At 60.9% G+C, this 12,873-nt stretch carries 8 protein-coding genes; 6 read left to right on the top strand and 2 right to left on the bottom strand.

Features of this window, described 5'->3' with window-relative positions:
• Nucleotides 1–2,397 (bottom strand): hypothetical protein, encoded by a 2,397-nt coding sequence (locus STHERM_RS00560; protein ID WP_013312929.1) that lies wholly within the window; start codon nucleotides 2,395–2,397, stop codon nucleotides 1–3.
• Nucleotides 2,398–2,517: 120 nt separating this feature from the next.
• Entirely contained in the window at nucleotides 2,518–4,122 is a 1,605-nt protein-coding gene (locus tag STHERM_RS00565; protein ID WP_013312930.1) for a methyl-accepting chemotaxis protein, read from the bottom strand.
• Nucleotides 4,123–4,287: 165 nt separating this feature from the next.
• Between STHERM_RS00565 and pyk the strand changes: the two genes are divergently transcribed.
• The 6 genes from pyk (at nucleotide 4,288) to STHERM_RS00595 (ending at nucleotide 12,865) form a co-directional block, all read left to right on the top strand.
• Entirely contained in the window at nucleotides 4,288–5,712 is a 1,425-nt protein-coding gene (pyk, locus tag STHERM_RS00570; protein WP_013312931.1) for a pyruvate kinase, read from the top strand.
• Nucleotides 5,713–5,762: 50 nt separating this feature from the next.
• Entirely contained in the window at nucleotides 5,763–8,063 is a 2,301-nt protein-coding gene (locus STHERM_RS00575; RefSeq protein ID WP_013312932.1) for an MFS transporter, read from the top strand.
• A 106-nt stretch (nucleotides 8,064–8,169) separates the two neighbouring features.
• On the top strand, nucleotides 8,170–10,380 hold the full coding sequence (locus STHERM_RS00580) for a chemotaxis protein CheA (protein ID WP_013312933.1): 2,211 nt from the start codon (nucleotides 8,170–8,172) through the stop codon (nucleotides 10,378–10,380).
• Nucleotides 10,381–10,746: a response regulator gene (locus tag STHERM_RS00585; protein ID WP_013312934.1), complete on the top strand. Its 366-nt coding sequence runs from the start codon at nucleotides 10,381–10,383 to the stop codon at nucleotides 10,744–10,746.
• A gap of 17 nt (nucleotides 10,747–10,763) precedes the next feature.
• Complete coding sequence (locus STHERM_RS00590; RefSeq protein ID WP_013312935.1) at nucleotides 10,764–11,285, top strand: chemotaxis protein CheW; 522 nt, start codon at nucleotides 10,764–10,766, stop codon at nucleotides 11,283–11,285.
• Nucleotides 11,286–11,287: 2 nt separating this feature from the next.
• Nucleotides 11,288–12,865, top strand: coding sequence for a methyl-accepting chemotaxis protein (locus tag STHERM_RS00595; protein WP_013312936.1), 1,578 nt, complete (start codon nucleotides 11,288–11,290; stop codon nucleotides 12,863–12,865).
• The last annotated feature ends 8 nt before the right edge of the window (nucleotides 12,866–12,873 follow it).

A 12,873-nucleotide genomic window follows, 5' to 3' on the forward strand; every position in this document is an offset into this window, starting at 1 on the left:
TCATTTCCCCAGGAGGATTTTGAGCGCCTGGATCACCTCTCTGAGGAGAGAACCCTCCTCTGCCTCTTGTGCCTGCTCCTCCAGGAAATCGAGCCTCTCCTCACGCGAGGGGAGCACAGTGAGTGCCTCCACCAGGTCGATTACCTCGAGGAGTGCTGCCTCCCTTCCCGCCTTCTCGAAGGCCCGGTCGTACTCCTTGATCCGGGTGAGGAGTCCCGGAAAGGTGGCTTCCACCTCCGAAGAACCGAGGAACGCGTCGAGATATGACTTCGCCTCCACCCTCCCCTGCTCGCCGTAGCGGCTCAGGAGCTGATCCTCGCTCCGGGCATAGGAGGCATAGCCCCGACTCAGAGCCTCGAGTCGAGCCTCGGCTTCCTCGAGGGTTTCGATCCTGGCTTTGAGGGATGCGAGTTCCTCGTCCGTAGTGGCAGGTGGGCGTGCTTCGAGCTCTTCCTGTGCTGCTGCGAGTTGCCGGGTCAGTTCCTGGATCTTCACGGTGAGGGTGTCGTTCTCCTGGGTGAGCCGCTCTATCTCCCTTTGGAGCTGTGCTTCCTCTTCCGGCGGGAGGGTAGGCGTCTCCCGGGCCATGCGATCGCGTTCTTCCCTGAGGCGGGTGTTTTCGGATCTGAGTGCTTCGATCTGTTCTTCCAGGGACGAGATCTGCTCCATGAACCGGGCGGCCTCTCTCTCGTGGGCCGTGTCCTCCTGTTCCACCTGCCTGTTGTACGCCCGCATACTGCGGGTGAGACCCTCGAAGGCCTGCCTCCCCGCAGGTGTCCGGGAGAGACGGGAGAGGATACGGGCATAGGCTTCCATGGCCGAGGGATAGTCTCCTTCGGCCTCCCGGCTCCGGGCCTGGGTGAGGAGGGTGGAGGCGGCATCCTCTCCTTCCCTCTCCACGCGGGCGAGGGCCGTGCGCCCCCCTATGTCGAGGAGCGAAGATACGAGGGCCTCCCTCCGGGAGGCGGGAAGCGGGAGATAGGTGAGGGCTTCCCTGTAGGCTGCGAGGGCCTCCTGATGGGATCCCCGCCGGTAGGCATCCTCCGCACGGGAGAGGGCGCTGGTGAGGGCCTCCCTACGGCGGGCTTCTTCCTCGCTCACCATCTGGAGGAGATACTCGTGACTCTCCTTGACGGCCGGGATCGCATCGAGCGCGGCGGTGTAGAGCTCCTCGGCCCTTGCCGTATCCCCGGAAGAGAGGGCCGTACGGGCCTGGGCGACGAGGTCCTCGATCCTCGAGAGGAGTCGGCTCTGGGCGAGGAGGGTGGCGGTGTCGAGGCGGGCCTGCTGTTCCTGCTCGATGAGCCTGGAGAGGGTCTCGGTAATGAAGAGGTCGATCTGCCTTCTGCCCGAGAGGGGGGTGAGTGCTGCGACCCGAGGCTGCGTGAGGAGGTCCTGAAGCGCGGTGAGGAGTTCGCGTGCCCGGCCGTACTCCTGGTTTTGGATGGCAGACCTGATCTCCCGGTAGAGGCCCAGGATCTGGTTCTCCACGGCCCGCGCCTCTTCCTCCATGCGGGAGAGACGTCCGAGTTCGGCCCTGGCCTCCTCGAGTGCGGTCTGCGCCTCCCTCGTCTGAGCCTGGAGGGCCTCGGTTCGGGCCTCGTACTGCCTCCGTAGTTCGGCCTCGCGCCGCTGGAACTCGGTCTGGAGGGTCTCCCGCTCCTGTGTGAGGCGGGTGAGGGTAGCCTGGTACTCCTCCCGGAGGCGGGTGATGGTCTCGAGGAGTCGCTGCCTTTCCTCCTCCGCCTCCTCCCTGAACCGGGCGAGTTCCTGCTCGAATTCCTGCTGCTTCTGGGCTTCGAACTCGGCAAGTCTGGTCTCTATCTGTTCCTCAGGTACACCGGCGGCCTGAAGGCGCTCTCTTTCCTTTGCCAGTTCAAGGGAGAGTTGCTCCCGGAGCTGGATCTCTTTCTCCCTGATGCGCTCCTCCATCTCGGTCTGGAGCTGTTCCTGCTGAGCCTGCAGTTCCTGAAGCCGTTTCTGGATTGAAGCGATCTCCTGCTCCTTTGCCCTGAGCTTCTCCTGGGCTTCCCGCTGGATCTCCTGGATGAGACGGGCCTCCACGGCGTTGATGGTTCCCCTGCCCGAGGCGATTTTCTCCTGCTCCTGTGTGGTGAGGTATCGGAAGCCGATGAAGGCGCCCGCGATGGCGAGGAGTGCCAACACATTGATGAGGAGCGGAAGGAACACTCCTCTTTTTCTCGCAGTGATACGGAAGGTGGTCTCGTCGACCCGGATACGCTCCTTTTCGACGATCTCCTCTATCTCTTTGAGGATTTCTTGCTCTTCCTCTTTGTTGAGAGTCGGTCGTCTTGTCTCCGAAGGACCGGTTTCCTCCATGATGATGAAGCCACCTTCCGCCCTATAGCGTTTCGCCCGTTCGAGAAGCCCGCCCACGTCCTACTCCCTCGTTTCTTCGTGGATTCCTCTCACTCTCTACGGTGAAGAGTTCTGGTGTTCTCCATGTTCTCATCGGGAGACAGCTCCTTATTCTTCAGAGTACTCACCCTTCCTTCCTCAGAAGTCCTTGAAGTCGTCGAGGGGGAGCGTCTCCTCGGGGCGTATGATCTCGACGTCCTTGTGGTCGTGGGGATCCCTTGGTGGGGGTGTGGTCCGGGGCGGTGTCTTGGCGGGGGGACGGTCCTTCTCGGTGTGGTGTTCGCCGTCCGCGTGGGCGGCGGCGGCGGCGCGGGCGCCGTTCACGATGCGGTTGAGGACCACCACGACCTCACGGAGCTGTTCCACCTGGGAGAGGAGCTCCTCACCGGCACTGGCCGTCTCCTCGGAGGAGGCGGCCGTCCCCTGTACCACGGTGTTGACCTGGGAGATGGCCTTGGTGACCTGGGAGACACCCCTGGACTGTTCCTTGAAGGCGGTGGTGATCTCGTCGAGGAGGACGTTGACCTTGCCGGCGAGGGTGCTCACCTTGAGGGCGCTCTCCTTGACGGTGGAGAGTTTCTCCTGGCCGGAGTCTATGCTGTCGACCACGGTCTCGATGAGCTCGGTGGTCTCCTTTGCGGCCTCGGCGCTCTTCTGGGCGAGGGACTTGACCTGCTCGGCGACCACGGCGAAGCCCCTGCCGGCCTCACCGGCCCTGGCGGCCTCCACGGCGGCGTTGAGGGCGAGGATGCTCGTCTGGAAGGCGATGTCGTCGATGACCTTGTTGATCTTGACGATCTTTCTGGCGTTCTCGCTTATGAGGGTCATGGCGTTCTGGAGTTCCTCGGTCTGCCGGGTGGAGAGGCCGGCGCTCTCGTTGGTCTCCTTCATGAGGAGCTCTGCCTCGGTGACGGTCTTGGTGTTGGACTCGATGATGGACTGGAGTTCCTCCATGTTGCTGGTGATCTCCTCGACCGAGCTTGCGAGCTCGCTCGCGCCGCTGGAGAGTTCCTGGCTGGAGGAGGAGACCTGGGTGGCGGCCGATTCGAGCTGGTTGGAGGAGGCGAGGAGGTTGCCGCTCACGTTGGTGATGGGGAGGGAGATGCTCCGCGCCATGAGGATGGCAAGACCGAGGGAGATGGCCACGATGACGGCGATGGAGACGAGGATGAGGTTGAAGAGGGCCCCGGTCTCGGCCTCCACGTCGTCGAGGTAGATCCCGCTCCCTATGATCCAGTCCCACGGCTCGAACAGCTTCACGTACGAGATCTTGGGTACGGGGTTGTCGAAACCCGGTTTGGGCCACATGTAGTCCACGAATCCGGCACCCTTCTCGTTACACACCTTCACCATCTCCATAAAGAGCTTCTTGCCGTTGGGATCTTCGTAATCGGAGAGGTCGGTACCTTCCAGTTCAGGTTTGTAGGGGTGCATCACCATGTAGGGACGGGTGTCGTTTATCCAGAAGTACTCTTCTTGCTCGTAGCGTAACTGTCGCACAAGCTCCTTCGCGCGCTCCTGCGCCTCCTGTGTGGAAAACACTCCCTCTTGGGCCTTTTGTGCGTAAAACACAAGCACGCCATAGGCCACTTCGACCACGTGTCGGGTCTTGAGGTATTTCTCCGCGTAGAGGTCCTTCCTCACCTCCGGATAGACGTAGAGCAGCACGAAGAGCGAGTAGAGCACGATGATGATGAGGGCGATGAGGATGATCTTGTAGGACAGTCTCAGGTTCTTGAGCATGGGCCGCCTCCTCCTGGTGTGCGGGAGGTTCTCATACATGGACCCCCATAATCTATTGTTTTACATGACTCGGGAGATTTCAATAGAAGATGACGAGAAAACGATATTTTCTTTTCACTGGAATTGTGATACAACACCTGGGATCATACTGACCGGGAGCCGGCCATGAGAAAGAATACCAAGATCATAGCGACGATCTCCGACAGTCGGTGCGACTTCTCCTTCATCAAAGCCCTCATCGAGGAAGGGGTGGACGCGTTCAGGCTCAACACCGCGCACCAGACACCCGAGACGAGCAAACGGGTGGTGGATGCGATCCGCAAGGTCTCATCCCATGTGGCGATCGTGCTCGATACCAAGGGCCCCGAGGTGAGAACACGGCTCGGTGGGGCCCCGCTCGAGGTGCAGGAGGGAGATGTGGTATGGGTGGGGGGTGAACCTGTTGAGGATGCCCCCTGGTTCTCCACCTCGTACGAGCGGTTCGTCGAGGATGTGCCGGAAGGGGCGAGACTCCTCATCGACGACGGGGAGATCGGCCTCCTGGTGGAGGAGCGGAAGGCAGGTCGGCTGGTATGCAGGGTGGAGAACGAAGGGGTGGTCAAGGACAAGAAGAGCATCAACGTCCCGGGCGTGCACCTCTCGCTTCCGGCGCTCACCGGCAAGGACAGGGAATACGTACGCTTCGCCGTGGAAGAAGGGGTGGACTACATCGCTCATTCCTTCGTGCGCAGCCGGGAGGATGTGGAGGAGGTGAGAGAGGCCCTCGAGAGGGCGGGAGGGGATGCCGGCACGGTGGGGATCATCGCCAAGATCGAGAACCGGGAGGGGGTGGACCACGCCGAGGGTATCCTCGACACATGTGACGGGCTCATGATCGCGCGGGGAGACCTGGGGATAGAGATACCGGCCGAGGAGGTCCCGGCGATCCAGAAGAGGCTCATACGTCTGTGCATGGAGCGGGCGAAGCCGGTGATCACCGCCACCCAGCTTCTCCACTCCATGATAGAGAACCCCCGGCCGACCAGGGCCGAGGTGACGGACATCGCCACCGCGGTGCTCGACGGTACGGACGCCCTCATGCTCAGCGGAGAGACTGCGTACGGCAAGTACCCCGTGGAGGCGGTGAAGACCATGGTGCGAGTGGCCTCCACGGCCGAGAAGATGAGGCCCGAGCTCCCTGAACACGACATCGTAGGCTATACCAACCCTGTGCGCTACTTCCTCTCGCAGGTGGCCATGAAGGCGAGCTACCGGCTTCCCATCGCGGCCATCATCGTGCATACCTACACCGGGAGGACCGCGAGGCTGGTGTCCTCTTTCAGGGGCAAGACACCGGTGTATGTCTTCTGCCATGATTCCCGCGTGGCCCGAAGGCTGGCCCTCTCGTATGGGGTGTACCCCCGGGTGATAGAACTTCCCGAGAGCACCGACGAGCTGGTGAAGGAGAGCATCTCCTCTCTCCTCACGGAAGGGGATGTCCGTCCCGAGGATCTGGTGTTGATCCTCGCAGGATCCCCGCCGCATCAGAGCAACAGCTCGAACTTCCTGGAGATCAATACCGTCGCCACCTATCTCAAGGAGCGGGGATAGGGGCGCCTCGCCTTCACAAGACTCGAAGATCCTTACACTGAGGAGCAGGTATGCTTTCCCAGAGAGAGCTCAAGCGGACCATGCGCTATTCCCTCCTGAGTGGGGTGGCGTTCGTCTTCTGGTTCCAGGTGTGTTCCCCTCAGTCGCTCTTCAACGTGTTCATAAAGAATCATCTTGGGGCAGGGGCGAGCGGCCTGGGTCTCCTCATCGCGGTCATCTCCATGATGGGGGTGCTTCAGATCTTCGCGGTGCCCCTCTTCAACATGGTGAAGACGCCGAAATGGTTGTGGCTCATCACCCATGTCATCCATCGGCTTCACAGCTTCGTGCTCGCCGGTGTGGCCTTCTCCGTGGCATCGGGGGGCGACAAGGAGACGGGGTTCTGGATCATTGTCGTGACCATGGGGGTGAGCTGGGCCCTCACCAACCTCACGGGTTCAGGGTGGTGGTCCTGGATGGCGGATCTCTTCCCCGAGGAGATCCGGGCGGAGTTCTTCGGAAAACGTTCCGCCCTTTCCAATGTGGTGAACATGATCTGGTTCTTCGCGGTGAGTCTTTCGCTCGATCTGGTTCCCGAGGAGGGTGTCTTTCTCTTCTGGGGTGTGGTGTTCATCATCGGTGGGATAGGGGGGCTCGCGGACATCCTCTTCCATCTGCCCATGCCGGCGAGATCCCATGAGCGGGAGCAGGGTGTCGGTTTCAAGGGGCTGTGGGAACCTCTCAAGGACGAGCGCTTCAGGCCCTTCCTCTTCGTCATAGGGACCGTCCTCTTCGCCGTGAACCTCTCGATGCCCTTCCTGTCCCCCTATATCGTGGATCCGCGGCACGTGGGGGCCCCCAACTTCTGGCTGGGGATCCAGTTCATACTCTTCCAGATCACCTGGGTGCTCACCGCACCCCTCTGGGGGCTCTCCATGGACCGGTTCGGGAGGAAACCGGCGGTGGTGCTCGGCGTCCTGGGACGTCTCTCGTGGGTGGGGTTCCTGTTCCTCTCGCCGACGAACTACCAGGTGATCATCCCCCTCGCTTCCATCGTGACCGGCATCTTCGGCCCCCCGCTTTGGGACGGTATGCAACAGATGATGCTCTCTCTCGCCCCTGAGCGGGGAAGGGTCTCCTACGTGGCCTGGTTCTGGCTCGTGTGGGGTGTGGCATCGGCGGGAGGATCGGCGCTGGGCGGCGTGATAAGCGATGCCGTGGATGCAGCCTCCTTCTCCATCCGGGGGGTGGGGCCGGTGGACGGGTTCCAGGTGGTGCTCTCGCTCTCGTTGTTCCTGTGTGCCGTGGCCCTCATGGTGCTCATGGGTATCGAAGAAGGGAAGGGCAAGACGGCCCGGTATGTCCTCGCCCGGCTCGCCAACCCGGGGGTGGTCCGGACCTACGTGAACATGGGTATCATCCGCGGATCCGCCCCCTCCGAGCGTGTGGTCTCGGCCCTGAGGGCGGTGAACGAGCGAGACAGCCTCCTCCTGGAGGAGGTGAAGGCGCGGCTCAACGACCCCGACGAGGAAGTGCGGCGTGAGGCGATACAGGCGCTCGCCAGACTGCGGGCCTCCTCGGCCGTGGACCTGCTCGTCTCCCACCTCCGTGACGACTCCTCCTCCCTCAGGGTGGAGGCGGCCCGGGCCCTGGGGGCGATCGGTGACCCGCGGGCCATCCCGGCGCTCATCGAGGGGCTCACTTCTTCTTCCCCGGAGCTCCAGCTCGCCTGTACCTATGCCCTGGGGGAGATAGGGGGCGAGGAGGCCGCAGGCGTGCTCCTCTCCACCCTCAAGGACGAGGAGTCGCCCGAGCATCTTAAGGTCTCGGGGGCCACGGCCGCGGCGAAACTGGGTGTGCTGGAGGCGGCATGGGAGATCATTCCTCTCATGCACCGTTCTCCGAATCGCGTACTCAAGACACAGCTCGCCATCGCCCTCGCGAACCTCCTCGGGAGACCGGGGGAGTTCTACCGACTGGTGACCGGGGGTGAACAGGAAGAGGTGCGGGAGAGGATGCTCCGATCGCTCCCTGCCCAATGCAGCAGACTCCTCTTCAGGATGGGCCTTCCTTCGAAGGAGGTGGAGACGATCCGGAAGGGGATCACGGAAGCGGTCGACCTCTTCCTCGAGGGGAGGAAGGAGGAGTGCAGGGAGACCCTCGGAGAGGTGGGCAAGAGGCTCGTCCTCCTGTGTGCAGAGGCGAGGAACGTAGAAGAGGGCACGGTGTTCGAAAAGGCCTGCCGGCTGGATCAGCGCCTCGGCGTGTGGTGGTGGCTCCTCAAGAAGGCCCGGGAGACCGACGATCCAGGGCAGCTGGAACTCGATCTTCTCGTCCTCCTCTACGCCCTCGGGGTGATGGAGATCCCGTGATCCCTTGAGGGGCTCAGCGAAAAAGTGCGGACATTCCCCCCTGTTTCCTTGAATTTCACGAGGGAGGCTACCATACTGTATAGTGTCGGGCAGCCAGGGGGTGAGAGTGAAGGCTCTTCTGAAGAACCTGAAGACGTTGGAACGGTGTCTCTCCTCGTATGTTCCAGGGGATGTGATCGCACTCGCCGAGATCCGGGAGCTCCTCGGTGAGGTCCGGAGGGAGTTCGAGAGGACCCCTTCGCTCAAGAAACTCGAAGGCGTGCTCGCTACCTTTCTCCAGATCTCGGACCGGCTCGCCTCGGATCCGGGGTTGGAGGCCGGCTTCGTGGAGCTCCTCTCGGGGGTGGTGGGTGATCTCATCCTCTTCTTCACGAGGAAGATCGAGGCGAAGACCTTCGCGGCCCACCTCAGATCCTTCATCCCTCGACTCAAGGAGATGCTCTCCTCCTCAGCCCCACGGGAGGAGAAGGGGCGTCCCCGGTATCCCTCCGATTACTTCGACGCCCTCGTGGACGACGACCGGCTTCTCTCGCAGTTCTTCCACGAGGCGTCCGACCACCTCAACGAGGCCCAGTACACGCTCCTCGATCTCGAGTACGATCCCACGAACAAGGAACTCGTCAACGACATTTTCCGGAACTTCCATACGATCAAGGGGTCTTCCGCGTTCCTCGGCCTCAGGAACATAGAGGAGGTCAGTCACAGTATAGAGGATCTCTTCGTCCTCGTGCGCGATGACAAGATCTTTCTCTCTCGGGATCTCATCGATGTGGTGTTCTACGGGATAGAACTCATCAGGGTGTTGCTCGACATCATGGAGACCTCCGGATTCGAACGGGAGAAGATGACCCAGGCATTCCTCCAGGTGGATATCTTCACCTACCTCCACCTCATGGAGCGTATACTCACGGAATATACGGTGAAGAAGATCGGCGAGATCCTCCAGGAGGAGGGGAAGCTGAAGCCCGAAGACCTCCACGTGCTCCTTGAGCGTCAGGAGAAGGGAGGGGGAGAACGGATGCCCCTGGGGAAACTCGCTGTTGAGGAGCGGCTCGTGATGCCGGAGGACGTGGTGGGGGCCCTCAAGAAACAGCAGGATCAGCGGGCCAAGGCGAGACGGCTGGGATACGTGAAGGTCTCCAACGAGAAGCTCAACATGCTCATCGATCTGGTGGGGGAGCTGGTGATCCATCAATCGATGCTCCAGCAACACCTTCTGGCAGAGGAGGACAGGGAGCGGCTCGACAGGACGCTCACGAGCCTGGAGACGACCACCTCGACCATCAAGAACCTGGTCCTCTCACTCGGCATGCTCCCCATGGGCGATCTCTTCAACCGGCTCAGGGTGGCCATACGGCATACCGCGGAGGAGCTCGGCAAGGCGATCATCGTGGACACCGAGGGAGAGGAGACGGAACTCGACAGGAACATGCTGGAGGTGCTCTACGACCCCCTGCTCCACCTCGTGCGGAACGCCGTGGATCACGGTATCGAATCCCCCGAGGAACGGGAGAAGGCGGGGAAGCTCAGGGTCGGCAAGATCTCCCTGCGCGCGGAACACCGGGGGAGCGGCATCCAGATCGTGGTGGAGGACGACGGACGGGGTATCGACCGCAAGAAGGTGGTGGAGAAGGCCCTGCTCCTCGGCCTCGTCCGCAAGGAGGATGCGGGGCGGATGAGCGAGAAGGAGGTCTACGACCTCCTCTTCCTTCCAGGGTTCTCCACCAAGGAACGGGTGGACACCACCTCGGGCAGGGGGGTGGGGATGGACGTGGTGAAGAAGAATCTCGAGTCCATCCACGGCAGGGTCGAGGTGGAGAGCGAAGAGGGGAAGTTCACCCGATTCATCATCGGACTTCCCCTCACCCTGGCCATCATCGACGGACTCGTCACGGTGATCGGGAAGAATCGGTACATCTTCCCCTTCGGGGCGGTGGAGGAGATCGCCGTGATACCCCGGGACCGACTCCGTATGGAGGAGGAGCAGAACGCCACCCTCCTGTTCCATCGGGGGCGGCACATCCCCGTGCTCTTCTCCCATCGCATCCTAGGAGAGGAGAGGCACGAAGAAGGGGATTCCTTCCTCGGGGTCCTCGTGCTCCACGAGCGTTCCTCCTACTGCGTGGTGGTGGACGAGATCGTGGGAAAGCAGGAGGTGGTGATCAAGAATCTGGGGGGATTGCTCTCCGGTTATCGCTATCTCTCTGGTGGTACCATATTCGGGGACGGGAGTATAGGTTTCGTCCTCGACATCCAGGGATTGATAGAAGAGGCGGAGGCCAGATCGGCGGCCAAGACGGTATTGAGGGAGGTGTGAATGAAACACATCATGGTGGTGGACGACTCGGAGGTCATCCTCAGGATCGTGAGTCAGACACTCCAGATGCATGGGTATTCCCAGATACTCACGGCATCCAACGGAAAGGATGCCCTGCCTATCATCAAGGAACACCTGGGCAAGATCGCGCTCTATATCTTCGATGTGAACATGCCGGAGATGGACGGTCTCTCCCTCCTCAAGGAGGTGAGGGCCCTGGACAAGACCACGCCCATCATCATGCTCACCACGGAGACCGACAAAGAGAAGATCATAGCTGCCAGGGAGTCCGGTGCCACCGGATGGATCATAAAGCCTTTCGAGGGCGAGAAGTTCATCAAGGTGGTGAAGATGTACCTCGGGTAATCTGAAGAGGAGGCCCTATGGCTGATCCGGTTCTCAACAAGTATCTGCTCTTTTCCCTCGGGGAGGAACACTACGGGATCCCCATCGCCAAGGTCCAGGAGGTGGTACGATACATCCCCATCACCAGGTTGCACGACACCTCCCGCTTCCTCAAGGGGGTGGTCAATCTCAGGGGAAGGATCGTGCCGATCATAGATCTGAGGCTCAAGTTCGGCTTCGAGGAGAGACCCTACACGGATCGGACGGTCTTCATCGTGGTGGAGGTCTTGAGTCCCCGCAGTCCCTACCTGGTCGGCCTCGCCGTCGATGCGGTGGAGGACGTGGTGGAGATACCGGATACACGGGTGGAGAAGATGCCCAGCGTAGGGGGCAAGATGAAGTCGCACTACCTCTACGGGCTGGTGCAGCTGGATGACCGACTCGTCCTCCTCCTCAATCTCGAGGAGATCCTGAGCACCGAAGAAGTAGTGAAGATCTCGGAGAAGGTGGAGCCCCAGAAGGTCTCACCGGAACCCTCTCCCTCCCAGCGTAAGGGATAAGCATGAAACGAACGAGCTCCTGGTTCGCCTCGATCCGTGCACTCACCGTCCTCGCTGAAGTAGGGCTTGTCGCTTCTCTGTTGCTACTCGTGATGATGCAGGTGTTCGACATGGAGGGATGGACGTTTCTCCCCCTCCTCCTCGTGGTGCTTTTCGTCCTCCTCGGCCTCGTGGTTTTCCTGAGGAGGGAGCGGCGCTACATAGTGGAGTTGGAACAGGTGGTAGAGCACACCATCGATGCCTATCGGGGTGTCTCCCTCCAGCTTCTCCTCGCGATCGGCGACATCTACAGGGACATGCTCTCCCTTCAAGAGGAGTACCTCTCTCCTCTGCCTGCCGAGGTCGAGGAGTCCCGGTCCATGTTGGATAGGGTGTTCTCCTCAGAGACCGAGTTCGCGAAGCTCATAGAGGAGGAACGGAAGAGGATCGATGGCCTCAAAGGAGTCGATCTCAAGAAGCTCCTCCGCGGCGTGGCGGGATTCGAAGTGATCAGCCGACGGTACATCCTCGCCTCCCTGGTGATACTGGGGACAGTCGTAAAGAAGATGAAGGAGGTGATCTCGGAGAAGCTCGAGCTCTCCAGGAGCATGTCCCGCGGGCTGGTGGAGGTCTCCATCGTCCACGACCTCATAAAACGGTGGGACGAGCTGTCGGATCAGCTCATCGTGAAGGAGGTCTCCCAGAGCTTCCAGGAGATCGCGCCGATGCGGGAGATGCTGGAGAAGACCCTCAAGGTCCTCGCCGGGGACATCCCCGAGATGAAACGCCAACAGGAGGAGGCGAGGGAGTTCCTCCTCCTCCAGAGGAGGAGGCTCGAGGAATTCTTCGAAGTGATGGAGAAGGTGAAGTACGAGTTCTCTCTCAGCATGGAGCGGTACTTCGATGAACTCAAGGGTATCCCTTCTGTGGTGAAAGAGATCTCAGAGATTGCGGAGAACGTGAAGATGGTCTCGTTCAAACTGAGCATCGAGGCGAGCAAGGCGGGGGACAGGAGCTTCACCCTCATCGCCAGGGAACTCAGGACCCTCTCCGAGAAGGTGTCCCTCTTCGCAAAGGAGATCACAGGGAGGGTGAGCCTCACCACCCAGACCGTGGAGAAAGAGAGGAGGATCCAACTCGAGAAACTTGAGGAACTCGAACGGATCATGGGGGAATCGAGTTCCCTCACCCAGGAGCTTGATCGATACGACGAGAGCGTCCGCAGGATCTCGGATTCGTTCGAGATGCAGCTCAAGCGTATCGGCAACATCGAAGAGTACGGGCGTGAGGCGAACCGGCTCCTCATGCGGTTCTTCGAGATCGCCCAGCAACTGGTGATCGTCCAGGAGGAGTTGCTCCACCGGGATGCCTTTGTCGAGGAGCTCATGCAGGGTCTCCAGAAACACCTCGAGGACTTCGTCTCCCGTGAGGAGAGTTACAGGGAGAACAAGGAGGTGGTGAGGGCCATCCTCGAGCGACTCAAATCGAGGATCACGACCAAGCGGGAACGTCTCCTCCTCAAGGATTTCTACAGGAAGTTCCTGGGAGAGGAATGGGAAGAGGATGTCTCACCCACGGACGACTCCATCATCATCTTCTAGGGGAAGAT

Origin of the sequence: Spirochaeta thermophila DSM 6192, from assembly GCF_000147075.1 — a bacterium.
Lineage (GTDB): Bacteria > Spirochaetota > Spirochaetia > Winmispirales > Winmispiraceae > Winmispira > Winmispira thermophila_A.